This window comes from Commensalibacter sp. W6292M3, assembly GCF_016101315.1.
GTDB classification, from domain to species: Bacteria; Pseudomonadota; Alphaproteobacteria; order Acetobacterales; family Acetobacteraceae; genus Commensalibacter; species Commensalibacter melissae.
This window is the reverse complement of the sequence record NZ_JACFQT010000001.1, coordinates 173,401-198,268: the sequence shown is the minus strand read 5'-3', so window position 1 is coordinate 198,268 and position 24,868 is coordinate 173,401. Positions and strand designations below refer to the sequence as shown.

Genomic DNA, 24,868 nt, shown 5'->3' with positions numbered 1-24,868 from the left:
ACCCATCTCTCGTTAAAATAATCTTATCCATTCTGGTTATTCAGTTTCCTTTTCCCCAATTTTTTCCAGCGATTGAATAAGTTTTTGGGTTTTACGACGGGCATCAGTGACGGAAGTAGCCGTATTTTCTATATAACGGGTCAATTTTTCAAAAATCATGTCAATTTTTATCATTTCTTGTCTGGTCTTGCCCAATAAACTTGAAACAAATTCCGTCTTCTCACTCAATGCCAATGAAACATAACCGAGATGAATAGTCCGTAATAAAGGCGGCATTAAGGCGGGGGACATAATTAAAATATGATAAACTCTGCCGATTTCGTCGATAAGACCGGGAATTCGAGCGATTTCCGTATAAAGTCCATCAGTTGGAACATATAAAACAGCGAATTCAACCGTTTTTGGCGGTACAATATATTTTGAAGCGATCTTTTTCGCCTCCTGCTTGACACAACTTTCCAGAGCTTTACGGGCAGCCTGTTCCGCGCCACTATTTCCTTCTTCAATAGCTTGTATTAATCGTTCATAAGCTTCCGTTGGGAATTTGGAATCAATGGCCATTAAAGGTTTATGGGAACCTTGTGCAGGCATATGAACGGCGAATTCGACAATTTCCATGCTGTTATCCTTTAAACGCACATTCCGTTCATAAGTTCCAGTTGGTAAAATATCATCTAATATTGATTGTAGCTGCGCCTCACCCCAGCCGCCACGCGTCTTAACATTTGTAAACAATCGCTTTAAATCGCTCATCTGCGCTGTTACAGAGTTAACCTCACCCATCAATTTTTGAATCTCGGAAAACTGTTCAACCACACGCTGAAAAGATGACTGCATTTGAGTTTCAACAGCCTTGTTCAGTCTTTCCGTTACAGATTGGCGCAACTCTGTTAAATTCTGTGAACTTTGCTCTGTTAAAAGCTGCATCGCCCTTGCCTGATCCAACCGTAACGTGGATTGTTCCTTCATCAAGCTTTCGTTCATGACATGCAATCGCTCAGCCAGTTGGTTTTGACCATTCTGTAAACGGTCGAACAATTCCTTCTCGATTTTATCAAGATGTTGCTGCTGACGGTCTTGATCCTGTATTCGTGCGGAAGATTCCTTCTCGATTAAAAATGTTATTCTTTTTAAAATATCCTCCTGCCGATCATTTTTTTTCATTGATTGTTTCAATATAAAAACAGCAGCCAAACCAAAGCCAATCAATACAATAATGAAAATAAAAAAATATTCCGTATAATTACTTATCATTGATCTATCGTCTCAACTTCAATTGTCTATACAATTATTAAAATAGATTTCGTAAAAAGCCCGGAGTTAGCAACATTGAAGGATATGCCTCCATATGGGGGTCTTTGAATTTTCCGTTAATGACAAAGGGAACGGCAATAAACCCCCCCCCTTTTTCTGGAACAAATAATTTTCCCACCCCCGGGACATGACTGAATAGTTTATTCACCGCATAAATCGGCACTATTGTTCCCTGCAAATCCAAAACCGCTTTATCAAGATTGATATCGCCCTTCAAAGTCGCTCCAAGTTCATCATTGAAAACACGACCATTTTTTATTTTCAGAATCCCCTTATTCAAAAAGATATTTCCTTTGAGAGCATCAATATTCAACGCATCCGCCTTTTGCCTTTTGAACCAACCATAAACAGAAAGATTACTGATCCGTTTTAAGGCGGTGGGAACATGATCAACAACAAAAGGCTCGATTTGTATCTTGCCGGTAAACGGGGCCTCAGGATCATTGTCATCAAAATTACCACTCAGAACACAATGCCCTCCTGAAATTCTATTTGATATTCCAACAATATCCAATAAATTGCCAAGATTCTGAGCATCCAGATAAAATTGTCGATTTGAGTCCTTGGGAAATAATGACGCAGTTACCAAAGTTGGTTGGCGCATTCCATAAGAAAGACGCATCAACCGTAATCCATTATATTCAATATAGGCTGTCACTTCGCCCAGATTCTTATTCTTATCATAAAAGATTTTCTTGGCCTGAAGGTTAAAGATCCAACGTCTTCCCTTAAGTCCTTTGTACTTTCCTGTAGCTGCAACAGGAATATTATAATTCTGTGATTTCTTGGAAACGGCATGTTTTTTCCTGGATGATCCGAGATAATCCTGAATAAATGGGGAAAGATCCAATGTATCTGCCTTGACAGAAATACGTACATCACCTTTTAAAGGGTTATGAAACGCTTCATCCGTCATTGGAAAATTAATGGTCGCTTTTCCTTCTGACCGTCCAGTTTTAAAATATTGAATATTTAATTGGGTTGGAATTCTATTTTCGATATTCATATTGGCATGCACCAACAAGTCACTTCCCTGAGCATGCAAGTCTTGAATACCGACCAGTTTGTTGTCATTCAATATTATCGTTCCCGAAGCCTTCGCGGGTTTTGCAATTAGCTTGTGCCAAATCGGGAGTTTCAATTCAGTTCTTGATAGGTCCAAATTTAAATTGATTATCGCTTTTTTGTCGTAAAATTTTGAATAGTTTAAATCTAGATAGGCTTGGCCCCCTATATCCTTAGCCATATCAAAACCTGTTTGTTTCAAGGTCTCTGACGTAATGGTCAAGCCAACTTTTGCTTTTTCAACAAGCGACCCAAGATGTTGATGCGTAAAATTTTGTCTATACTCAATACGTGCAGGAAAATAAGATAAAAGACCATACCCATGTAAATCAAGTTGACGGGCATTCACGTCCACCACTAAATTCCCCTGTCTCAAATCCTGTCCTAACGCTATATCTTTTAGATAGACATTTTTAATCTCATTATGTCCCTGAATATCAATCTGTTCGATTTTCACCTTTTTCTTGAGGGGGATTTCCAAATGTAAATGCGTAGACAAATCCCCGGAAGGATTTTTAAAAGGGACAGGATGACGAGATAGCAAATGTAATCGTTGTTCAGATAATAAAGTTAATAAATCTTGCAACTTACCTTTTATCAAAAGCGTTATAATACCCAAATCCCGATGATTGCTTAATCCTGTAATCCACATATTACCAGAAGGTATATTCAACTTGCGTAATTTCGAGGTGGTTCCATTTCCTGACCTGACAATTTGATAACCTCCTCGATATTTAATCAATATCCGATCAGGATCTACAAATATCATTTGTGCATTCATTTTCTGTAAAGGTGGGATGGGCCTTAACCAGTGAACCTCCAAACCCGTTGCCTGACCAATTCCACCCTCCAAGTTAACCAGTCTCAAATGATGCCAGCCCTCATGCCCCGTAAGTCTTGCATGAATTGAAAAATCTCGCGCTTGCCCTCTTGTAATATTGCCTGTAACCCATTCATTGGCCCCTTTGGCTATATGACGAGGCCAATATTCTTTTAATGTTGAAAAGTCTAGCAACGGACTATCTGCGGAAAAATCTGCATCAACCACTTTTGGATTTAACAGTGAGGATAATTTCAACCAACCCTTGAAATGAAAAAAAGGCCCGCTTTTTGCATTTTCCAAATCCGACGGTGATCTCAATTGCAGACAAATGTCGGAAAAATCAATCTTTGCAGGATATTTGGCATCTTCACCAAAAAAAGCGCTTATACGAGCATTGAAAAAAGATGGGAAATATTCCATATTTCCAATCCTTACATTCCCCTGAGCAGAATTTATTTTAATATCTGCCATATAAGGTTGCATGAAAGCTTTATTCTGGATAGAAAAACCTATATTCGCCTCAGCTGAAATAGGCATATTAACAGATTGCAAATAACGCAATTCCGGTATCATTTCTGCAATATTGGCGGGATTGACCTGATCGATCTCCATATGCCATTGGAGCTTTCCCGTTTTTTGCAAATTAACAATATCTGATGAAGTTATGGACTGAACAGAGCTTTGACCTTTAATTTGAACCTTATGACCATTAATATCAAAATTGAAATAGACTTTTCCAATAATGGTCAATGTTTTGTCAGCATAAAAAGGATGCACATCAACATCAATCTGTCTTGATTGAATCAAATTATGATCAATGTCATCTTTAAAAGATAAAACGGTTTTCTCAATTTTGACATGATACAAACGATGAAAGTCGATATCCAGCCTGGATTGTCTCGACAAACCCAATCCTGACAAATCCAGATTAACATGATTGTCTTTATATCTTCTTAAATGTAATTGTGCACCTGACAACTTGATATACAAAGGAACAATTTTTTTATGTCGTAATGATGATGTATCCAGCGTTAATTTTGCAAAGTCCAAATGATCCCTTACCTGATTATAGACATCCAGTAACTTTAATCCTTCCAGTTCGAAAGTGACTGGTGTATTAAAGCCTTTCTTTAGAACAGGCCATTTCATAACCAACTTGTCAAACGTCAGTCTTCCAGCAGGTTTATCCTTCTCCATACCTTCTATAACCGTTAAAGGAAGCCAATATCGGGCGATAAAGGTAAGGTTGGCAGGTGCGCTTAATATGAATAATATAAAAGCTGACACCATCACGACCAGCAATACAATTACCGAACAGCCTGCCAGTAAAAATTTACGCAACCAGTTTCGTCTGTGTTTTATTTTTGAATCTTTATGAAATTCTTGCTCTTTCTTTATGGGCATTTTCATCTTAATATTTGTAAACTGAAAAAAACCAAATAACAGAAATCATGTATCATGTCTCACAAAAACCTGTCTTCTATCCCTTGGTTTGATCAGAATTGGCCAAAAGCGGCAGATCAACGTTCAGCAGACCTTCTTTCAAATGCAGTTAAAGAAGCATGGGTTAAAAATAACAAGGATCCAGTATTAATTCAGCAACCCGGTATTGTCCGCCTTATCCATGCCATTGGTGGGAACAGCCCCTTTCTTGCTGATTTGATTATAAAAAACATTCATTTCTTTGAATACCTTATATTAAATGGACCTGATAAGGCCTGCAATAAAGCCTTTACTTGCCTACAAAATTCATCAATACAAGAATCCAGATCCAGTATCGCCAAAATATTACGGATTACCAAACAAAAAATTGCCATTGCCTGTGCAATTGCAGATATTGGAAATGTATGGACTTTAAAAAAAATAACCCACACGCTCAGTTATCTTGCAGAAATCACCCTTCATTTTGCAATCAATTATCTTTTATTACAAGCACATCAAAATAAAAAAATTACACTTTCCCACCCAGAAAATCCTCAGGAAAACTCAGGATTTATTGTTTTAGGAATGGGCAAACTTGGTGGTAGGGAACTTAATTACTCTTCTGACATTGATCTTATTATTCTTTATGATCCAGACAAATATCCGAATCATCCCGATCTTGCCACACTTTTTATCCGGATCACACGACAACTCGTATCCCTCATGGAGGATCGAGATGAAAATGGATATGTTTTTCGTGTTGATCTGAGATTACGGCCTGATCCCTCTTCTTCCCCACTCGCCGTTTCGTTACCCGCCGCCATTTCATATTATGAAAGCTTGGGACAAACCTGGGAACGAAGTGCCATGAGTAAGTCACGACCTGTCGCGGGAGATCTTGCAGGAGGATATTCTTTCCTGGAGGCTATTCAACCCTTTATATGGCGCAGGCATCTGGATTTTGCTGTTGTCGAGGACATTTATGCCATGAAAAACAGGATTGATTGTCATAAAAATTCAGGCAAACCCAACCCGCCAATACTCTCTGAAAAAAAATTTGGACAAGATGCCCTGCACTGGTTAATCGGTCAAAATGTGAAGTTAGGTTATGGTGGTATTCGTGAAATCGAATTTTTACCCCAAACCTTGCAATTGATCTGGGGAGGACGTTTTCCAAAACTGCGTACACCACAAACAATCAAAGCCATACAGCAATTGACCAGAAAAGAATTAATTTCCGATGAATCCGCAACGATCCTAATTAAAACCTACTATTTCCTTCGTAAAATAGAACACCGCCTGCAAATGCAATCCGATTATCAGACCCATTCCCTTCCCAATACACAACAGGCATTTGATGCATTTTGCATTTTCATGGGATATGAATCAACAGACAAATTTGTTGAAGATTTATTCCCGCTTATGCAAAAGGTCCGACATATATTCGAGGGATTTTTTACGTCTCCGGATAATGAAGAAAATTTCATTCTTGATTTACCTAAAAATGAATTAATCAATTATCTGAATGAAAAAGGTTTCCCCGATGAAGCCGCATCTATTTTACAATCATGGAGCAATAGCGGCCCCCGTACTTTAAGAACCGCACGGGCCAGAATGATTCTAAAAAATATTTTACCTAATATTTTACAGGCTTTTGCAGAACAGAAAAACCCTCTTTTGATCCTACAGCGTTTTGACAGTTTGCTGGCACGACATCATGCGGGGATACAGCTTTTGTCCCTTTTCGAACGTAATCCCATTTTAATCGAAAAATTGGCGTCAATATTGGGTTCCTCACAATTCATGGCTGATTATATTACCAATAATCCTGCAGCACTTGATGCGTTAATTCATGTCGATATATTAAAAACAAAAACAAATCTACTGCAAAAAACGATCCATGAGCATCTAAACAGCACCCAGTCTCTGGAAGAAATTCTGCCCATTCTTCATAACATTATTCAAAGCGAGGAATTCAGGCTGTCCGTTTCCTATATGGAAAACCGCCTTTCTCTAAATAAAAGTCAAATCCAGCGTACACGAATGGCAGATATCATTTTAAACGAACTTCTGGCAAGAGTAATCAAAGATCATGAACAAAAATATGGGATTATTCCGGATGGAGGCATATGCATCATTATCTTGGGGAAAGCCGGATCATGGGAAATGACGGTGGGTTCCGATCTTGATATGATGCTGGTCTATGACCATCCATCTGGAATTACTGCCAGTGTCGCAGAAACAGGATTGGTCAATAAAGCATTCCGTTCGTTAGCCATCAATCCTTATTATATACGATTAACACAAAGTTTTATCACTGCCTTGACCAATACAAGCTATACAGGTCCATTATATGAAATTGACATGCGTTTACGTCCATCTGGCAGCAAAGGGCCCGTTGCCGTATCCCTGAACTCATTCCAGCGATATCATGAAAAAGAAGCCTGGACATGGGAACGGATGGCTTTAACGCGGGCCAGGGTTATAGGTGGAACTAAAATCTTGCAGGACCGGATCAATAATGCCATTGGCAAGGCTTTGGATTCTTCCCCTTCTGGCGTGACCAATAAAATCATTTTACAAGACGCCATTCACATGCGCAAAAGGCTGGAAAATGATATGCCCCCCACCACACAATGGGATGTCAAATATCTTAAAGGTGGACTTATAGAAGTGGAATTTATTGCTCAAACTCTGCAATTAATCTCGCATAATAATAAAGCAAGACATCCTTGCACAAGAATAGCATTCAGAAAATTGGCTCAAAATGGCTATCTTTCTATTGAAGAGGCAAGATATTTGATTCAAGCTGATTATTTCTGGCGAAATTTGCAAAGTCTTTTAAGATTATTCTTCGGTAAATATCCTCCCGAACTTTTGGAAATGGATGCAACTCCAATCATTATTGAAATCATGACCGAAAAACTTCTGGGAAAGATTTTTCACACCAAAGATTCCTTTTCTCTGATTATGGAGAAAATACATCAAACCAGTGAACAGGTTCGTGGTCTCTTTATAAAACTTCTTGGTCCTGTCACCTAATAACTATATTATTAACTTGGAAAAAATATTCAATTTTCATTATATCCATCTAGAAAAGTAAGTTACATGACCCAACTAAACGAAGGTTCCCAGGCACCCAATTTTGATCTCCCCACCCAACTTGAAAGTTCAATTTCACTGACGGCATTAAAAGGAAAAAAATTTGTTCTTTATTTTTATCCAAAAGCCAATACATCTGGATGCACGAAAGAGGCCTGTGCCTTTGAAGAAAACCTGACCGCTTTCAAAAAGCTCGATATCCCTGTTATTGGTGTATCCCGTGATCCAGTTAAAAAACTGAAGGATTTTGCCCAAAAACACAACCTCACCTTTCCATTGGCATCCGACGAAAAAGGTGAAATGACAGAAGCCTATGGCGTTTGGGTAGAAAAATCAATGTATGGCCGAAAATACATGGGTATTGAACGATCGACCTTTTTAATAGATGAAAAGGGTAGAATCCTTAAAATCTGGCATAAAGTCAAAGTTACCAACCATGTAAACGAAATTTTGAAAACTCTCGATGCACCTGATCGATAATCTTCTGTGAACCTTACGGATGTGCCGGTGCCAACATCTTCAGATCCGTAGGTATTCGATACAAACTGGCATCTTGATGTGCGTAAACAACTTTTAAGGCCACAACTAATGGAATATTATTACGTACAACGCGTAACATAACTCCATCATTTGTATAACATACATCATTAATATTGCCCTCTGTATCTGCCACCTCCCATTCATTACAAAATTGTCCAGCAACCGTGGCCTCACCAACCTTGACATAATCTCCCCCTGCCCTTTTTCCCGCGCCCTGAATAGATGCACCCGGCGCGACAAGTTCGGTTTTTTTCTTTAACTGGGGGTTTAAAACGGTTAATCGCTGCGTGCGATAATCAGTTATCATGTATGTATCAATCCCCTGGGAATCAATTCTTTGTTTCCATTGTTCCACGGACCAGCGCATTCTCTGATGAAATGGAGGTAAACCAGGCATGGGACCAGCGATTGCATAAACCACATCAACATCCCTTTGAGGAGTAATAAAAGGATTTTGGCTGGCATCCACCTTATTCCCATTTTCCGATTTTTTAGCCTGGATAGGTGAAAGAGGCTGAGCGTTGGCATTGGGTGAAACCAAGGTTGGACTTTCCCCCTTTTGCTGGGGAAGTCTAACCTGCTGATATCCTACCGGAACTTGAAATATGGAGGGAGACAAAGCATCAAATTGCACTGAAAGGGCTTCTGTTTTACCATCAATACCATCAATATCCATTCCTTCCTGCCGTAATAATATGCCTTCATCAGTTACACAAACATCCGAATGTCCTTTTGTTCCTTGAACTGACCAATGATGACACAAAATACCCAATATACGATCTGTTCCCTTTTTTCTGAAATGTAGACTTTCATCCAAAAAAAGACCACCCTTGCCCGATTTACTTGGTATCACCGTATAAACTCGCGACTTATTGGAAACAACCGTTGCCGTTTGCTTAGCTGAATCAATAAGGGTGAACCCAATATTGTTGGGACCATCAATTCGAAATAGAGTTCCATTTCCAGAAAAATATATCTTGCGTTTTTGGGCCAATGATGAATTTTCCGGCTGCACGGCATAAACAACCGTTACATCTCGTTTCGGCATAAATAAAGGATGCTTTTCTTGGGCATAAGCCGATAGGGCGGCAAAAAAAGTGGTACCAATAAGAATTGATCCCGTATAACCCTTTTTTTTATAAAAAGAAGAGCATAGCGCCCTAAAATTATACAACATCACTTTATCCTTAATATATTGACTTTACAAATACCGAATTATAGACGGAATCAATTCCGTTTCAATCCCCCCTTAAACTAAACTTAATTGATATCTCGTTAACTAAAAATCTATAATGCCTTAATCTTGAATAAACTTTGCACGTCCAATTCTATTGTAATGATTAAATCATGATAACATGAACATGATCTGATCATGTCATTAAAAAAAATTATCGGAATTTATATGATTTTTACAAATATACTCAATTGTTTCCCGAGCTAACATTCCATGTTCACGTTCCAATCGACGTATAACAAAATGTAGTCTTGCCAAAGAACGATAATGATTTAAAAAGGCCATATTTAATGAGGCACCACATAATGCGCTAACAACAGGCATCATCTGCATACTCAGTTTTTGGGAAAGGCTCAATCCATATTGGTAAGAAACGTCAGCCATGAGCAAAATCATCGGACGACCACGCAACATTAATCTGGCTGAAAAAAAACCCAGCTGATTATCTTTATCTATACCCAAATTAGCAAAAGACCGTAATGCAAATACTTCTAGACAGGCGCGTTTAGTATCTTCATTTTGCAGATTCTCCCCTTCCTCTTGCGCAACATGAGCAATTTCACGCATAAGAGCAAGGGTAGTCAGACTGATATCAGGCAACATACCACCCAATCCAGTGAACCCTCCAACTGCACCTGACGTAACAACCATGGCATTCATCATTCGATCACGCCAGACAGCTTTTGATAAATCTGAATCCGTTTTCTCTGTTTTTCTTTTCAATCCTAAAATGGCAATTTCAAAAGCGCGCTGAATGGAAACATTGGTGAATTTCTCTATTTTTTTCTGTATCCTTGGTGAAAGACTCAGTCCTCTTTCACCTAATTTTATGGCTTGTCCAACAGCTCCTCCCATAATATCAGCCAATCGCAATAACACGCCGCGTCCTGCTTCCAGCTGTTCCAGCGCAACTGTAAGATCCTGAACCTCTTGGTCATTTAAAGAATAAGGAACAATCGTCTGATTATTTTCTGTATTCATTTGTCAATACCTATTCCAATGATGATAAATTGGTTATAATTTGATATCATTAACCATAATCCCTTTTAAGGGAAATAATATGACAAAAAAGTCATCTTTTTTAGAAAAGAAAAAGTTGCCAATTGATTACTTTTAAAAATAGATTATTTTTATATATTAAGTAAGAATTTAAAAATAATGGCATATAACAAAATGAAATCTGTTTCTCATTTTCGAACCGGTCTGATTTTAACCATTTGTTTATTGACAGGCATCATTCCTATGGTTGTTCAGGCTCAAATTTCTGGTGCAGTTTCAAATAATACGAAAAACCAGGCTCCAAATCCATTACCTCCACCTCCTTCAAGACCTGGCATGTCAGAATATAAACCTGTCAGCTATGATAATTCAATGACAACCACACAGTCGGATTCCATAACTTCTCAAAAAGGTGAGGGATTGCCAGGGTCCACACCAAGCCAATCGCCTGTCAGACCCTATAATGGTCCTTCAGTCAATATTCCCGGGACAGGAATTCGGGCGTATTTTAACGCACCTGTACAACCCCCCTATAATGCAAGTGCATCCTATGATACATTTGCCGGGCAACCAGGAGGCAATCGCAATGCAATTTTACAACAAAACAAAGTGCGCTAGCTAGTTAACCTGTTTCTGTTATTTTTTTTCTGGCTGACGTGGCCAACTGATCAACCCGTTCATTTTCAGGACATCCATTATGTCCTTTTACCCAATGCCATTGAATTTGATGCCTGGCAGCGGCACTTTCCAATCGCTGCCATAAATCAGTATTCGCAACCGGTTTTTTCCCCGCTGTTTTCCAGCCATTTTTTTTCCAGCCTTCAAACCATTCAGTAATTCCACGGCGGACATATTGACTATCCGTATACAAATCCACATGACAAGAACGGGTCAATGTCTCCAAAGCCACAGCAGCGGCAGTCAGTTCCATACGATTATTCGTCGTTTCCATTTCCCCACCACTTAACTCACGTTCAATTCCCTTGAAGCGTAATAACACTCCCCATCCGCCAGGACCTGGATTGGGACTGCACCCTCCATCTGTCCAGATTTCAACAAAACCTTTTTGAAAATTGCTTCGATCAAAATTCATATGTTTCAACTTTGTTAAGTTGATGATATCTTAGCCTGTATAAATAAGGTTGCGGATCTTTAGGAGTAACCAAAGCTGTTGAAGGGGTATAAACCAGATCATGTAGGCGCGTCAGTAAAAAGCGCAATGCCGCCCCCATTTTAAAAATGGGTAACAACAACCTTTCTTTTTCAGTCAGAATACGAACAGACTGATAACCTGCAACCAAAGCCCTTGCCCGTTTGACAAGATACTCACCCGTTTCTTTAAAACACCATGCATTTAAAGCAATTGCCAGATCATAAGCCAGAAAATCAGTACAGGCAAAATAAAAATCTATAAATCCACTTAGACGATTATCTTGAAAAAAAACATTATCAGGAAATAAATCTGCATGTATCTGACCCACTGGCAAACCCTCTTGTCGGGTAGGCCAGGATTGAATGATTTTTCTTAGGACAGGATCGATTTCCCTTATTAAATCATCATGCCCGTGATTAACCGATTTTTCAAGTAACGCATTCCAGCTGTCCGGCCCCACATGATTTTTTTTATTCTGCTTGAATTCCAGACCAACCTGATGCATCCGAGCCATCGAGACGCCCAAGGCAAAACAGTGTTCCGGCAAAATTTCCGAAACTTCTTTTCCATCCAAAAAAGTAAAAATTGCTGCCGGACGTTCATTCAGCTCAATCAGGCATTCCTTCTCTTTTGTTCTGACAGGTAAGGGGCAACGGATATGATGTTGCGCAAAAAACTGCATCAAATCCATATACCATGGAAGTTCTTCTCTTTTTATACGTTTTTCATAAAGGGTAAGAATATATTTCCCCTGGGTGGTATCAAGAAGAAAATTGCTATTCTCGACCCCCTGGGCAATACCCTTTAACCGAACAAGTTGACCGATAGGATAATTTTGAAGACAAGATGATACTTGTTGTTCAGAAACATTTGTATAAACAGCCATGTATTAACTCTATGTTTCTCTATTTTATCCTAGGGGAGCTGGCAGACTGAATGTAACATGTTCCTCTTTGACAATCCGTTCTTCGATATCGAGCGTAAAATGTTTGGACAAGGCTTCAAGTATCTCTTGCACAAGGGATTCAGGTGCAGAGGCTCCTGCCGTGATCCCCAATACATTCACGCCTTCCAGATCTTTCCAATCCATGTTTTCCAGTTTCGGTATCAAAATTGCCCGTGGCGCTCCCGATCGTTCAGCAACCTCACGCAACCGTTGTGAATTAGAAGAGTTTGGGGAACCGATCACGAACATCAAATCACACTCTGCCGCAATTCTTTTTACGGCTTCCTGTCTATTTGTAGTTGCATAACATATATCCTCACGCTTTGGCCCCTCGATCTTGGGAAATCGTTGCCTTAAAATGGCAACAATTTCTGCGGTATCATCCACAGAAAGCGTAGTTTGTGTTATAAATGCCAAACGGTCTGGATTTTCAGGTTGTACAGTACGGGCTTCCTCTGCATCCTTAATAAGGGTTACCGCACCTGGTGGCAATTGCCCCATCGTTCCAACAACTTCGGGATGACCTGCATGACCAATCATCAAGATATGACGGCTTTCTTCACCGCCATTGGCAAAATGCCGTTCCGCCTCTCTGTGGACCTTGGAAACCAAGGGACATGTAGCATCAAGATATAACAGGTTACGTCTTTGGGCTTCTAGGGGCACAGTTTTGGGAACACCATGCGCTGAAAAAACCACATGTGCATCTGCTGGAACCTCATCCAGTTCCTCCACAAAAATAGCCCCCTTTTTTTCTAAATTTTCAACAACTGTCCGATTATGAACGATTTCGTGACGAACGTATACCGGTGCCCCGTACCGTCGCAAAGCTTCTTCTACAACACGAATAGCTCGATCAACCCCGGCACAAAACCCACGAGGGCCAGCCAATAATACTTTTAACGCACGAGTTTGATTTTCTGAATTCTTTAAATGTTGGTCAGACATAATTTTTCCAAGTTATTAAAAATCTATAAACTTTATATTTGGATTTTATCAGGTAAACAAGCTGTTATTAAACATCAGAACTTAAAATTAATTATAAAGAATATATTTCACATTAAAACAATTTGTTTTATGGTATATATTTTATTATTTATTAACAACCTCTTCTCTATAAATGGCAGGAAAGCGATGATCCTTTCAAGTGTTTTGACAAAAAAGACGATAAAAACACCCCTCGCCTTTTTACCCTTCACATTTTTTCTGTGGGGATGTGCAGAAAAAGTAACATATGATTTTCCTCCTGCCTGTCCCAAAGTTAGTATTCTTCCTGCAGCATCAGATTATTTTGTTTTTGAAAATAATCAGGATAGTCTCCCTCATCTTATAACTAAAGCCAGCATCATAGAAATATCAGGCAATTGTACTGATGATCCAAAGAACGAAAAAAATAAAGAACGAAGAAAGAGAAATTTAAGCTATCAAGACTACATTGATACACAAATGAGTGTGACCCTTCAGATTCAGCGAGGACCAGCAGCCCAGACTCATTCTTTCAAAATCCCATATTTCATTGCAACCATTCATAATGGAAAAGTCGTTGATAAACAGGAAATGATTGCGGAAGCTAGTTTCCCCAATAATATTGATCAAGTGAAGCTTGAATCCAAAAAATTGATGTTCAAAGTTCCCGCCACAACTGCCCGTACCCCTGATGGATATGAACTTACTGTTGGCTTTCAACTATCTCCAAACCAGCTTGAATATAATCGTCACCATTTTGGATCTGTTCAATATAATTCCTATTAAACTATCCATTATAATTTGCTTAAAAAATCTAATTTAAGCAAATTAACAATTGCATGAAAAATCAGGGGATCATTGTACCTGTATCGATGTACCGTTCATGCCATGACAGGGCTTCCTTAAGCAAAATAGGAGTATGAGCCATATTATTTTTTAGGGCCATTTGATAATATTCCCTCAATAGAGGTCTAAAAGTGGGATGCGTACAATTTTCAATAACAAGTTTTGCCCTTTGACGCGGTGACAGTCCCCGTAAATCTGCCAATCCCTGCTCGGTTACAATAACCTGAACATCCTGATAAATATGATCCACATGAGACACCATCGGAACAATTGAGGAAATCTTTCCTCCTTTGGCCAAGGATGGAGTCATGAAAATCGATACATAGGCGTTTCTTGCATAATCCCCAGAACCACCAATTCCATTCATCATTCTTGAACCCATAATATGGGTGGAATTGACATTGCCGAAAATATCCGCTTCGATGGCGCCGTTCATGGAAATGCATCCTAACCGGCGAATAACACCAACATGATTACTGATTTCAGAAGGCCTTAAAATGATTTTGTCACGGAAAAAATCAGTGTTATCGTTAAAATACTCCGCTTTTTCAGGACTTAGAGAAAAGGATGTCGCCGAAGCAACCTTCATTTTCCCAGTTTCAAGCATATTCAACATACCGTCCTGAATCACCTCCGTAAATGCGGTCAGATTGTCAAAATCCCCTTCGCCCAAAGCCTCCATAACCGCATTGGCAACATTGCCAACCCCGGATTGTAACGGAAAAAGTTGAGGCGGCACTTTACCTCTTTTCACTTCATACCTGAAAAATTCCATTAAATGTCCAGCAATCAATTTTGCGTTTTCATCACTGGGACTAAAAGGGGCATTTCGATCTGGAGCGTTCGTTTCCACAACAGCCACCACTTTATTCAGATCAACAGTCATATATGGTTGACCTATACGATCACAAGGGGAGGACAATGGAATAATTTGATGTGGAAAAGAGGTTGAAACCTCCCATGCATCATGCATACCCTCCAGACCTGCACTTTGCCATTGATTGACTTCAAGGATAATTTTTTTTGCACTATTCAACCAAAGCTGATTGTTGGCCAGAGCCGAAGAGGCAACCAACCGACCATCTTCGCAAATACGTACGACCTCGATAATGGCGACATCCATTTCACCCAAAACACCTGTACGATATAAGGGGGCAACCTGTCCCAAATGCATATCAAGATAATCAGTATCCCCACTATTGATCCGTTTACGCATAATTGGATCAGTATTAAACGCGGAACGGTAAGAAACTCCGTTAACCTCCGCCAATGCACCGTCAAGTTCTGGCCCTGTTGACGCTCCAGTTATCAGTTTGACTTTAAATTCCTTACCTAACGCATGAGCTTCCTTAATTCTATTAGCCAAAGCCTGAGGAACTGCCTTCGGATATCCTGACCCCGTAAATCCACTTGTACCTATCAAATCACCCGCATGAATAAATTGCGCGGCCTCTTCAGCCGAGCAGACTTTTCGTTTTAATCCCTGATGTTGAATACGATTATTTTGAGACATGACTAATCCTTTAAAAATCTTAATTTAAATAAAACTATATATTTTTTTTTCTTTTAATTAAGATCATAAAGTTCAATTCTCCCAACAAAAAAAAGTGAGATATTCAATAAAAAAAACATTTTTGCAATATATAGATGCAAAATAAAAAACTTTATGGTTTATACTATAGCAATGTTTGCCACATTATCCACTCGTTTCAAAAATTTCAGAATTATCGGGGATGTCCATGGTGATATTAACGGTTTTCGACATGCTGTTGAAACAGATCACTTCATCATTCAACTGGGGGACTTGGTCGATTACGGACCGGATAGTGGTGCTGTAATGGCGTTAATGTTACAGGTTCAGGATGAAAAAAGAGGGATTTTCTTGATTGGCAATCATGACCGAAAACTGGGATTGTTTCTCAAGGGATTCAGGGTAAGAAAAGATAATATCCTGACCAGAACCCTTGATCAAATCAACCAACATCCTGATAAAAAACTAACCGATAAAATCTTGCAAGCTTTGGAAAAAGCTCCTGCCTGGTTAATTTTTAAGAATTTTATTTTTGTTCATGGCGGATTTCATACCAGGATGCTGGTTGAACCCCCGCCAGCCAATCCATTGACACCGATAAATGCCTTGTTATCCCGCACATTGTATGGGGAAACAACCAATAAAACCCTTGCAAATGGTTATCCGGTCCGCAGACTAAACTGGGTTAATCATATTCCATCAGGTTATACCCTATATTGCGGACATGATTGCAGATCCACGGACGGACGTCCCTGGATCCGCAAGGGGTATGCCGGAGGGACAGCCGTTTTTATGGATACTGGAGCGGGTAAAGGCGGTCATTTATCGTGGATCGATATTCCAATTTAATTCAAACAACAAAATCATTATCCAAAATTTATGTAAGAAGGTAGATTGTATGATTAAACAACCATCACTCTCCCCAGAAAAAGCCAAACAAGAATTATTAAAGTTGCGCCAAAGTATTGATAATATCGATAATGCGTTAATCCATATTCTGGCTGAACGATTTTGTTTGACCCAAAAAGTGGGTGAATTGAAAGCAACCTATCAGTTACCCCCCTCTGATCCTCAAAGAGAATCTGAACAAATTGCACGATTGAGAGAAATGGCCAAGTCCGCCCATCTGGATCCCAATTTCGCCGAAAAATTTCTTCATTTCATCATTACGGAAGTTATTCAACATCATAAAGCAATTGCCAAACAAAAAATTGATAAGAAAAATTAAATCATCTCTTATTTTTTATTTTTGGTTGTGCATGCAATTCTTTATATTAAGACTCAGCAAAACAATTTTAAATATAATTTATTTAAATGCCAAGCTCTCAGAGACGTGAAAAAACTTCTCTGTGTATTCTGGTATGGTGAAGATTGAGCATTTTTATGCATTAAATTTAAAGACATTGTTAAATCACAATAAGGTTGAATATAGTATGAAACAGTCAGACACGGAAGCTATGTCTTTCTCACCTCCTCAAGATGACGGAACCGTTACCATTACTTTTCAGGGGAAAACAGCTACATTACCAGTTCTATCAGGGGCAAGTGGAAATAGTGTCGTTGATATTCGCAGTTTGACCAAAGAATTGGGCTTATTTACCTTTGATCCTGGATTGGGCAGTACTGCCGCTTGTGAAAGCAAGATCACATTCATTGATGGTGAAAAAGGTATCCTTTTATATCGCGGGTATCCAATCGAACAGCTTGCTGCAAAATCAAGTTTCGCAGAGGTGGCATATCTTCTTTTGTACGGAGAACTTCCATCCAAAAAAGAGCACGAGGATTTTAAAGAACGGTTACTTAATCATTCTCTTCTTCATGAGCAAATTCGAAATTTCTTTAACGGCTATCGTCGCGATGCACATCCAATGGCCATGTTATGTGGAACAGTTGGTGGATTATCAGCTTTCTATCCAGAAGGCATTGACATATCTAACGAAGAAAGTCGTGATCTTTCCGCTGTTCGTCTGATTGCAAAAATGCCCACTCTTGCGGCATGGGCCTACAAATATTCCCGAGGGGAACCTTTTGTCTATCCAAGAGCGGATTATTCATATTCAGAAAATTTTATTAACATGCTGTTTGCCCGTGCGGATAGACCCTATAAGGTCAATCCAATCCTCAGCAATGCATTGGACCGTATTTTGATTTTACATGCTGATCATGAACAAAATGCCTCAACATCCACAGTACGATTGACAGGATCAACAGGATCACATCCGTTTGCCTGTGTTGCCGCAGGTATTGCCGCTCTTTGGGGGCCCGCACATGGTGGTGCAAATGAAGCGGTTTTACAAATGCTCGGAAAAATAGGCTCAAAAGAAAATATCCCTGATTTTATTGCAAAGGTGAAGGATAAAAACAGTAATGTCAGGTTAATGGGATTTGGACATCGCGTTTACAAAAATTTCGATCCACGGGCAAAAATCATGCAACAGACCTGTTATGAAGTCCTTGAGGAATTGGGTATTAAACACGATCCATTACTGGAACTCGCTATTGAACTAGAAAAATATGCACTGAATGACGATTATTTCGTTCAACGTAAACTTTATCCAAATGTAGATTTCTACTCTGGAATCATTTTCAAGGCAATGGGAATACCTAAATCAATGTTTACCGCGTTTTTTGCTGTTGCACGCACCGTGGGATGGGTAAGTCAATGGAAAGAGGCCTTTAATGACCCATTACGAAGAATTTATCGTCCTCGTCAGCTATATACAGGCCATCAGCGTAGAGATTTAAATAAATAAACTAATTTTAGATAAAAAAACTTTTCAGGTAAGGAAATTCAAATAACAATTTCCTTACTTGTTTTTTCTTCTAATTGCAATCGCATCCAGTGGTTTTGCCATTCTGTTTTTTATCATAAATATGATAGTCAATCCATTCAGACACGAGAAGACGAGCCTCATTTACTGAAGATTCCGGATGATAAATTTGATATAAAAGAACGCAGCTCTGAAAAATTTGCATTTCCCCTACACCAACAGCTTTTAACTCTTGATAGGCAGTAATAACCGATTTTTCACACCGACGATGAATGTGGTCTAATTGAATAGCCATACTTTTTCTACTTAATACCAACGATTTACTTTGACTTTGGTAGTATATCCCAAAATCAGTATCTATTGATAGAAATATATTATTAATTTAGTTTTTATCAATTTTTTTATAAAAAAATTTAATTACTGCACTTTTTTTCTAAAAAGTATATAAGAAAACCTTATTTACCTGCTTTCTCTACTTTACGAATAAGGCAATCATTCTATGTCACAAACTCATACTTCACTTTTTAATAAAAAACAACCACGTTCACCTCGTGTAACTGAATGGGATCGTGACGCCGCTCTTATTACCGCTCGGCTTCTTTTGGAAATCCAGGCTGTAAATTTTCGTCCTGATGATCCGTATCTACTTACCGCCGGTTGGAAATCCCCTGTTTATATTGATTGTCGTAAAATTATTTTTTATCCTCGTGCCCGGGCAAAGATTATTGAATTAGGGGTTGAAAAAATTTATCGTCACGTTGGATATGAATCTTTTGATGCCGTCGTGGGTGGTGAAACAGCTGGAATTCCATTTGCTGCATGGTTCGCAGACCGAATGATGACTCCAATGGCCTATGTCCGCAAAAAACCTAAAGGATTTGGTAAAAATGCACAGATCGAAGGGGATGTACCTGAAAATATGCGTACTCTTTTGGTGGAAGACTTAACTACAGATGGTATTTCCAAGGTTGGGTTTGCCAAAGCTTTACGCAAGGCTGGTGCAATTGTTGATCATGCTTTTGTTGTTTTCTTTTATGGAGTTTTTTCAAGCGCTTATCAGACACTAAATGATATTGGTATCAGTCTGCATTCCCTTTGCACTTGGTGGGATATTTTAGAAGTCAGTTCAGAATACCCAGCCTTTTCAAATGGAGATACCTCAGAAATCAGACGTTTCCTTGAAGATCCTTGCGCATGGTCTGCCAAGCATGGCGGAGTCAGCAATGAACAGGAGGCTCTAGCTTATAAACAATCCCGTTTATAATCTTTTATACCCTATGCCTTATCGTGTTTTAGCATTCGATTCTGGTATTGGAGGTTTAGGCATCGTTCAAAACCTCCAAACACAATTGAAAACAACCGATTTACAGGTTTCAATTGACTATCTTGCCGACAATCTTGTTTTCCCTTATGGTGAGCAAGAAGATAATTTTCTGGTTGAACGAATTATCAATCTTATCGGACAGGCGATTCAGTCAATTAAACCAAACCTTGTTATCATTGCCTGTAATACCGCCAGTACTATTGCACTCGACAGGCTGAGGAAAATATATCCTTTCATTCCATTTGTTGGCTGTGTTCCACCTGTTCGATGGGCCGCCCGTGTGAGTCAAAGCAAAATAATTGGATTATTGGCAACACGTGCAACCATTGCACGACCCTATTTATGTCATTTAAAAGAACAATTTGCCTCGGATTGCAAACTTATCGCTTATGGTTCTCCTGTACTTGCAAAACTGGCAGAGAATTATTTCCGGACAAAGTCTTGCGATATACATCTAATCCAGCAAGAACTTGATAATATGTTTAATCATCCATATTCTGATCAAATGGATGCAATATGTATAGGATGTACCCATTACAGCTTTATTCTTGATCTTTTACGTCAGAACACATCCCCATCCATTCAATGGCTGGATCCTGCAGCTGCTGTAGCCAAGCACACTATTGACATTTTACGGCAAGAGAAATTTTCACATACTGATAATAACGTAAATAACTGTTTTTATTCTACTGCACCATTAACTAAGGACAAACCTCTTTTAAGTCGGCTTGCCCTGATGAAATTTACACAAATCAAAACATTTATATTGCAATAAACCAATTTTAAAAATGTCTATGCACGGTGTAATTAGCAATATTTTTTAAGATAGTATGTAATTCACTCTCTGGAAAAACATCGAGCGCTGAACTGGCTTTATTTGCAAAAACCATAGCTTCTTTAAGGGTTTCTTCAATTACATTGTACTTTCGAATAAGGACTAGGGCCTGTTTTAAATCGCCTTTTTCCTGCTTGCCATCCTGTATTACCCGTTGCCAAAATTCCTTTTCCACTGGAGTGGACTTTTCATAGGCAATCAAAATTGGATAGGTTATTTTACCCTCACGAAAATCATCGCCAATCGTTTTACCCAATTCTTCCTGTTTCGCTGAATAATCCAATGCATCATCAACCAGCTGAAAAGCCATTCCCAAATTTGTACCAAAAGATTCCAACGCCAATTCATGCTGTCTTGAGTGATTGGCTACAATAGCCCCAACTCGACAAGAAGCTGCAAATAATGCCGCAGTCTTTCCATGAATAACTTCAAAATAGCGTGATATTGAAGTTGACAAATCATTCTGTACGGTCATTTGCAAAATTTCACCTTCAGCAATGGTTGCCGAAGCCTTTGAAATGATTTGCATAACTTCTAAGGAACCATCTTCTGTCATGATCTGAAATGCACGGGAAAAAAGAAAATCTCCCACCAATACAGACGCTGAATTGCCAAAAACAGCATTTGCACTTTCCGTCCCCCGTCGCAACATACTTTCATCAACCACATCATCATGCAACAGGGTCGCGGTATGAAGGAATTCAATACAGGCAGCCAACCGGACATGACGTGTAATGTGATCTGCAGAATCTTTTTCGTATCCACATAATCGTGCCGAGGCCAAGGTTAGTAAAGGTCTTAAACGCTTTCCTCCTGCCACAATAAGATGTGCCGCCAATTGTGAAACTAACGGTACGGAGCTTTGCATCCGATCCATAATGACATGATTACAAGCTTGCATGTCAACAGCTAAATAATCCACTAATGCTTGTAAAGGTTCTTCTTTCCCCATCAGAACAGGCATTTTACTTTCTACCTTCTGTCTCATTGGCATATGTTGATCCAACCGACCCTATATAAAACTTATAAAAATTTATTCAAGTTGTAAAAATAAAAACAGAATTGATCATTATCATTAACATTTCATTATCGGTTACGCTACAATACATTTTATTTGTCTAACATATTTATTTGGTTAATGATTTATGCAGTCGCTTTCTTTTACGTCACCTTATATACACCATAAATCAAAAAATACATCCAATGGAACGTTATTAGAAGGAAAGATATTTTATAAACAATTCCAAAAAGGATACAGGACAGCCCTCGAGCCCATATTGATGGCAGCCAGTATTCCAGCCAAAAAAAAACAGATAATTATTGAGGGTGGATGTGGAGCCGGTGCAGGATTGATGTGTCTTGCCTATCGTATTCCCTTGATTACTGGAATAGGTTTTGAACAACATCCAGAGATGGTTGAACTGGCAAATGAAAATTTTCAACTTAATGCGATGTCCAATCTAAAGGCAATGCAGGTTACATTACCGAAACTTCCAAAACGTCCTTTTACATTTTTACCTAATGGTCAGGAACATGTTGATCATGTCTTCGCCAACCCTCCCTGGCATCAACATAATAGCTGTCCTTCACCAGACCCAGAAAAAAATCTGGCAAAAAAACTTCCCAGAGGCTTGCTTGCTGAATGGATTTATGCTTTAAGCCGTCCATTACGACAAGGAGGAACATTAACTCTGGCCCTTTCAGCCAGCCTGTATAGTGAAGCAAGTGCCCTTATGTATCAATATAAACTGGGATCGGTTATTCTATTTCCTTTATGGCCAAAACTAAACCGGCCACCCCGAATTATACTTTTACAAGGACGAATGGGATCGACCGGAGGGAGTCAGATTGCACCAGGCCTGATACTACATAATGACAATGGAGAATTTACCAATGAAACAAATCGAATCTTGCGTCAGGGAAAAAAACTAACCTTGTTATCTTGATATAAGCGTTTATATGGGATGAATCTAAGTCAAGAAGTTTATTTTTATAAAACACTATATATCGATATTAAATTTATTTATATGACTATATATTGATAAAAGAGCATAATTAAATCATAAATCACCCAAGGAGTTAAAACTGTGGAAAAGCAAGATTCAAAACCAGCACAAACACATAATCTGATGACGTATAACCCAGTTTACAAACCCTTTCATTATCCTTGGGCCTATGATGTATGGCTGACCCAACAGAGACTACATTGGTTACCTGAAGAGGTTCCATTGGCGGAAGATGTCAAGGACTGGCATAAAAAATTGACCGAACCCGAACGGAATTTGATCACCCAAATCTTTCGATTCTTTACGCAATCAGATGTCGAGGTAAATAATGCCTATATGAAATATTACAGCCAGGTATTCAAACCTATTGAGGTTCTTATGATGCTGTCAGCATTCTCCAATATCGAGACGATTCATATCGCGGCATATAGTTATCTTCTTGATACTATTGGTATGCCGGAAGTCGAATATTCTGCTTTCCTCAAATATAAGGAAATGAAAGACAAATACGACTACATGCAGAATTTTTCAATTGATAATCCACTCGAAATTGCCAAAACAATGGCGGTTTTCGGAGCATTCACTGAGGGATTACAATTATTCTCATCCTTTGCCATCCTTATGAACTTTCCACGTTTTAATAAATTAAAAGGAATGGGGCAGATTATTTCGTGGTCAGTAAGAGATGAAACATTACATTGCCTATCCATTATCAAGCTTTTCCGCACGTTCATTCAAGAAAATCCCCATTTGTGGACGGAAAACTTTCAACAAGAGCTGATCCATATATGTAAAACTATCGTTGAACATGAATTTGCCTTTATTGACCTAGCTTTCGAAATGGGTTCTGTCGAAGGACTAACCGCACAGGATGTCAAAAATTATATTTGTTTCATTGCCAATCGCCGCTTAACACAGTTAGGTCTGGATACAATTTACGATATTGATAAAAATCCGTTACCCTGGATGGATGAAATGCTCAATGCTGTTGAACATACCAATTTCTTTGAAAATCGTGCCACTGAATATAGCCGAGCCGCCACAGAAGGAACCTGGGAAGAAGCTTTTGAAAGCATGACAGTTTAGGAATTCCCTGTTATTCCTCAGGGTCAAATAGATATTAATCCTGAGGGAATAATATTAAGAATTAAAATTCTTCATATTTTGAGGGATCCTGTCCTTTTAAACGACCATCTGGTTTTGATAATACATCAATTTTTTGCATATCTTCTGTCGTAATATCAAAATCAAATATGTCAAGATTTTCCTTTTGCCTTTGATCTGATGTTGCTTTTGGAATGGGAACAACACCAAGCTGGACGTGCCAGCGCAAAATTAGTTGTCCTACCGACTTATGATAATTTTTGGCAATTTCTTTCAGGATCGGGTGTGTCAACAGATCATTGGCACGGCCCAGTGGACTCCAAGCCTCTGTAACAATTCCCAATTTTTTATCATAGACACGCTGTTTTGCCTGGGAGAAATATGGATGCAATTCCACTTGATTAATACTTGGTGTCACCCCTGTTTCCTTAATAATACGATCAAGATGTTCAGGCAGGAAATTTGAAACGCCTATGGATTTAATCATCCCTCTTTTTTTCGCCTCGACCAAAGCTTCCCAGGCTTCAAGATATTTTCCTGTTATCGGGTTGGGCCAATGAATCAAATATATATCATAATAATCAAGCTGTGCACGATATAAAGATTCCTCAATCGTTAACAATGCCTGATCATATTGATGACGACGTCCTGGTAATTTGGAAGTGATTCGCAACTGATCACGGGAAATTCCACATTGTCGGACCGCTTCACCAACAGCGCCTTCATTTTCATAATTAAAAGCTGAATCCAACAAACGGTAACCATTATGAATGGCACTGATGATAGATTTTACCCCTTCCCTACCGTTAAGTTTGTAAGTGCCAAATCCAACAGCAGGAATATTCGTCCCATCATTTAATTTAATTTGAGGAATAGATGACATTCAA

22 protein-coding genes are annotated in these 24,868 nt (G+C 38.9%); 11 read left to right on the top strand and 11 right to left on the bottom strand.

Annotated elements, in window-relative coordinates; genetic code table 11:
• Positions 1 to 36: 36 nt before the first annotated feature.
• On the bottom strand, positions 37 to 1,254 hold the full coding sequence (locus tag H3T57_RS00895) for a DNA recombination protein RmuC (RefSeq protein WP_155565795.1): 1,218 nt from the start codon (positions 1,252 to 1,254) through the stop codon (positions 37 to 39).
• Positions 1,255 to 1,291: 37 nt separating this feature from the next.
• The gene (locus tag H3T57_RS00890; RefSeq protein ID WP_198192658.1) at positions 1,292 to 4,606 is read right to left on the bottom strand and encodes an AsmA-like C-terminal region-containing protein; all 3,315 of its coding nucleotides are present in this window, start codon (positions 4,604 to 4,606) and stop codon (positions 1,292 to 1,294) included.
• A gap of 54 nt (positions 4,607 to 4,660) precedes the next feature.
• Between H3T57_RS00890 and H3T57_RS00885 the strand changes: the two genes are divergently transcribed.
• Together H3T57_RS00885 and bcp are read left to right on the top strand one after the other, a co-directional pair.
• Positions 4,661 to 7,666: a bifunctional [glutamine synthetase] adenylyltransferase/[glutamine synthetase]-adenylyl-L-tyrosine phosphorylase gene (locus tag H3T57_RS00885; protein WP_198192657.1), complete on the top strand. Its 3,006-nt coding sequence runs from the start codon at positions 4,661 to 4,663 to the stop codon at positions 7,664 to 7,666.
• 66 nt (positions 7,667 to 7,732) lie between these two features.
• Positions 7,733 to 8,206 carry a thioredoxin-dependent thiol peroxidase gene (bcp, locus tag H3T57_RS00880; protein WP_155565798.1) on the top strand — a complete coding sequence of 158 codons (474 nt, stop codon included), beginning with the start codon at positions 7,733 to 7,735 and terminating at the stop codon, positions 8,204 to 8,206.
• A 13-nt stretch (positions 8,207 to 8,219) separates the two neighbouring features.
• Here bcp and H3T57_RS00875 read toward each other — a convergent pair whose 3' ends face one another.
• Together H3T57_RS00875 and H3T57_RS00870 are read right to left on the bottom strand one after the other, a co-directional pair.
• Positions 8,220 to 9,443, bottom strand: a complete 1,224-nt coding sequence (locus H3T57_RS00875) for a DUF4412 domain-containing protein (protein ID WP_198192656.1) — start codon at positions 9,441 to 9,443, stop codon at positions 8,220 to 8,222.
• A gap of 201 nt (positions 9,444 to 9,644) precedes the next feature.
• A complete protein-coding gene (locus H3T57_RS00870) occupies positions 9,645 to 10,481 on the bottom strand; it encodes an EcsC family protein (protein ID WP_198192655.1) in 837 nt (278 codons plus the stop codon).
• 192 nt (positions 10,482 to 10,673) lie between these two features.
• Here H3T57_RS00870 and H3T57_RS00865 point away from each other — a divergent pair, with 192 nt between their 5' ends.
• A complete protein-coding gene (locus H3T57_RS00865; RefSeq protein ID WP_198192640.1) occupies positions 10,674 to 11,117 on the top strand; it encodes a hypothetical protein in 444 nt (147 codons plus the stop codon).
• Between the two features lie 4 nt (positions 11,118 to 11,121).
• Here H3T57_RS00865 and rnhA read toward each other — a convergent pair whose 3' ends face one another.
• From rnhA to ispH, 3 genes are read right to left on the bottom strand one after another with little or no spacing between them, the layout of a single operon-like run.
• Positions 11,122 to 11,592 carry a ribonuclease HI gene (gene rnhA / locus H3T57_RS00860; RefSeq protein WP_110438427.1) on the bottom strand — a complete coding sequence of 157 codons (471 nt, stop codon included), beginning with the start codon at positions 11,590 to 11,592 and terminating at the stop codon, positions 11,122 to 11,124.
• A complete protein-coding gene (locus tag H3T57_RS00855) occupies positions 11,582 to 12,538 on the bottom strand; it encodes a homoserine kinase (protein WP_198192638.1) in 957 nt (318 codons plus the stop codon). The genes rnhA and H3T57_RS00855 overlap by 11 nt, the downstream gene beginning before the upstream one ends.
• Before the next feature lie 24 nt (positions 12,539 to 12,562).
• Complete coding sequence (ispH, locus tag H3T57_RS00850; RefSeq protein WP_110438429.1) at positions 12,563 to 13,546, bottom strand: 4-hydroxy-3-methylbut-2-enyl diphosphate reductase; 984 nt, start codon at positions 13,544 to 13,546, stop codon at positions 12,563 to 12,565.
• 186 nt (positions 13,547 to 13,732) lie between these two features.
• Here ispH and H3T57_RS00845 point away from each other — a divergent pair, with 186 nt between their 5' ends.
• Positions 13,733 to 14,350, top strand: a complete 618-nt coding sequence (locus tag H3T57_RS00845; RefSeq protein ID WP_198192636.1) for a hypothetical protein — start codon at positions 13,733 to 13,735, stop codon at positions 14,348 to 14,350.
• A 61-nt stretch (positions 14,351 to 14,411) separates the two neighbouring features.
• Here H3T57_RS00845 and H3T57_RS00840 read toward each other — a convergent pair whose 3' ends face one another.
• Positions 14,412 to 15,923, bottom strand: a complete 1,512-nt coding sequence (locus tag H3T57_RS00840) for an acetyl-CoA hydrolase/transferase family protein (RefSeq protein WP_110438431.1) — start codon at positions 15,921 to 15,923, stop codon at positions 14,412 to 14,414.
• 153 nt (positions 15,924 to 16,076) lie between these two features.
• On the opposite strand from H3T57_RS00840, the gene H3T57_RS00835 reads away from it, so the two are divergent.
• The 3 genes from H3T57_RS00835 to gltA all read left to right on the top strand — a co-directional run bounded on the left by H3T57_RS00835 (position 16,077) and on the right by gltA (position 18,694).
• Positions 16,077 to 16,790, top strand: coding sequence for a metallophosphoesterase (locus H3T57_RS00835; protein WP_196424162.1), 714 nt, complete (start codon positions 16,077 to 16,079; stop codon positions 16,788 to 16,790).
• 49 nt (positions 16,791 to 16,839) lie between these two features.
• Entirely contained in the window at positions 16,840 to 17,169 is a 330-nt protein-coding gene (locus H3T57_RS00830; protein WP_198192635.1) for a chorismate mutase, read from the top strand.
• A 205-nt stretch (positions 17,170 to 17,374) separates the two neighbouring features.
• A complete protein-coding gene (gene gltA, locus H3T57_RS00825) occupies positions 17,375 to 18,694 on the top strand; it encodes a citrate synthase (RefSeq protein WP_230873087.1) in 1,320 nt (439 codons plus the stop codon).
• Between the two features lie 70 nt (positions 18,695 to 18,764).
• On the opposite strand, the gene H3T57_RS00820 is transcribed toward gltA, so the two are convergent.
• Positions 18,765 to 19,007 carry a hypothetical protein gene (locus H3T57_RS00820; protein WP_110438434.1) on the bottom strand — a complete coding sequence of 81 codons (243 nt, stop codon included), beginning with the start codon at positions 19,005 to 19,007 and terminating at the stop codon, positions 18,765 to 18,767.
• 204 nt (positions 19,008 to 19,211) lie between these two features.
• Between H3T57_RS00820 and H3T57_RS00815 the strand changes: the two genes are divergently transcribed.
• Both H3T57_RS00815 and murI read left to right on the top strand, forming a co-directional pair.
• On the top strand, positions 19,212 to 19,976 hold the full coding sequence (locus tag H3T57_RS00815; protein WP_110438435.1) for an orotate phosphoribosyltransferase: 765 nt from the start codon (positions 19,212 to 19,214) through the stop codon (positions 19,974 to 19,976).
• Positions 19,977 to 19,989: 13 nt separating this feature from the next.
• On the top strand, positions 19,990 to 20,811 hold the full coding sequence (murI, locus tag H3T57_RS00810) for a glutamate racemase (RefSeq protein ID WP_122123930.1): 822 nt from the start codon (positions 19,990 to 19,992) through the stop codon (positions 20,809 to 20,811).
• Between the two features lie 7 nt (positions 20,812 to 20,818).
• Here the strand turns inward: murI and H3T57_RS00805 are convergent, their stop codons facing one another.
• On the bottom strand, positions 20,819 to 21,835 hold the full coding sequence (locus H3T57_RS00805) for a polyprenyl synthetase family protein (protein WP_232349699.1): 1,017 nt from the start codon (positions 21,833 to 21,835) through the stop codon (positions 20,819 to 20,821).
• A 181-nt stretch (positions 21,836 to 22,016) separates the two neighbouring features.
• Between H3T57_RS00805 and H3T57_RS00800 the strand changes: the two genes are divergently transcribed.
• Both H3T57_RS00800 and H3T57_RS00795 read left to right on the top strand, forming a co-directional pair.
• Positions 22,017 to 22,817: a tRNA1(Val) (adenine(37)-N6)-methyltransferase gene (locus H3T57_RS00800; protein ID WP_122123931.1), complete on the top strand. Its 801-nt coding sequence runs from the start codon at positions 22,017 to 22,019 to the stop codon at positions 22,815 to 22,817.
• 183 nt (positions 22,818 to 23,000) lie between these two features.
• Complete coding sequence (locus H3T57_RS00795; protein WP_122124296.1) at positions 23,001 to 23,963, top strand: ribonucleotide-diphosphate reductase subunit beta; 963 nt, start codon at positions 23,001 to 23,003, stop codon at positions 23,961 to 23,963.
• Between the two features lie 61 nt (positions 23,964 to 24,024).
• On the opposite strand, the gene H3T57_RS00790 is transcribed toward H3T57_RS00795, so the two are convergent.
• Positions 24,025 to 24,864, bottom strand: coding sequence for an aldo/keto reductase (locus H3T57_RS00790; protein WP_198192634.1), 840 nt, complete (start codon positions 24,862 to 24,864; stop codon positions 24,025 to 24,027).
• Between the last annotated feature and the right edge of the window lie 4 nt (positions 24,865 to 24,868).

Bases quoted from the DNA above. Each gene is read 5' to 3' on its own strand.
- H3T57_RS00895 (WP_155565795.1), bottom strand. From the start codon at position 1,254: ATGATAAGTAATTATACGGAATATTTTTTTATTTTCATTATTGTATTG.
- H3T57_RS00890 (WP_198192658.1), bottom strand. From the start codon at position 4,606: ATGCCCATAAAGAAAGAGCAAGAATTTCATAAAGATTCAAAAATAAAA.
- H3T57_RS00885 (WP_198192657.1), top strand. From the start codon at position 4,661: ATGTCTCACAAAAACCTGTCTTCTATCCCTTGGTTTGATCAGAATTGG.
- bcp (WP_155565798.1), top strand. From the start codon at position 7,733: ATGACCCAACTAAACGAAGGTTCCCAGGCACCCAATTTTGATCTCCCC.
- H3T57_RS00875 (WP_198192656.1), bottom strand. From the start codon at position 9,443: ATGTTGTATAATTTTAGGGCGCTATGCTCTTCTTTTTATAAAAAAAAG.
- H3T57_RS00870 (WP_198192655.1), bottom strand. From the start codon at position 10,481: ATGAATACAGAAAATAATCAGACGATTGTTCCTTATTCTTTAAATGAC.
- H3T57_RS00865 (WP_198192640.1), top strand. From the start codon at position 10,674: ATGAAATCTGTTTCTCATTTTCGAACCGGTCTGATTTTAACCATTTGT.
- rnhA (WP_110438427.1), bottom strand. From the start codon at position 11,592: ATGAATTTTGATCGAAGCAATTTTCAAAAAGGTTTTGTTGAAATCTGG.
- H3T57_RS00855 (WP_198192638.1), bottom strand. From the start codon at position 12,538: ATGGCTGTTTATACAAATGTTTCTGAACAACAAGTATCATCTTGTCTT.
- ispH (WP_110438429.1), bottom strand. From the start codon at position 13,546: ATGTCTGACCAACATTTAAAGAATTCAGAAAATCAAACTCGTGCGTTA.
- H3T57_RS00845 (WP_198192636.1), top strand. From the start codon at position 13,733: ATGATCCTTTCAAGTGTTTTGACAAAAAAGACGATAAAAACACCCCTC.
- H3T57_RS00840 (WP_110438431.1), bottom strand. From the start codon at position 15,923: ATGTCTCAAAATAATCGTATTCAACATCAGGGATTAAAACGAAAAGTC.
- H3T57_RS00835 (WP_196424162.1), top strand. From the start codon at position 16,077: ATGGTTTATACTATAGCAATGTTTGCCACATTATCCACTCGTTTCAAA.
- H3T57_RS00830 (WP_198192635.1), top strand. From the start codon at position 16,840: ATGATTAAACAACCATCACTCTCCCCAGAAAAAGCCAAACAAGAATTA.
- gltA (WP_230873087.1), top strand. From the start codon at position 17,375: ATGAAACAGTCAGACACGGAAGCTATGTCTTTCTCACCTCCTCAAGAT.
- H3T57_RS00820 (WP_110438434.1), bottom strand. From the start codon at position 19,007: ATGGCTATTCAATTAGACCACATTCATCGTCGGTGTGAAAAATCGGTT.
- H3T57_RS00815 (WP_110438435.1), top strand. From the start codon at position 19,212: ATGTCACAAACTCATACTTCACTTTTTAATAAAAAACAACCACGTTCA.
- murI (WP_122123930.1), top strand. From the start codon at position 19,990: ATGCCTTATCGTGTTTTAGCATTCGATTCTGGTATTGGAGGTTTAGGC.
- H3T57_RS00805 (WP_232349699.1), bottom strand. From the start codon at position 21,835: ATGCCTGTTCTGATGGGGAAAGAAGAACCTTTACAAGCATTAGTGGAT.
- H3T57_RS00800 (WP_122123931.1), top strand. From the start codon at position 22,017: ATGCAGTCGCTTTCTTTTACGTCACCTTATATACACCATAAATCAAAA.
- H3T57_RS00795 (WP_122124296.1), top strand. From the start codon at position 23,001: ATGACGTATAACCCAGTTTACAAACCCTTTCATTATCCTTGGGCCTAT.
- H3T57_RS00790 (WP_198192634.1), bottom strand. From the start codon at position 24,864: ATGTCATCTATTCCTCAAATTAAATTAAATGATGGGACGAATATTCCT.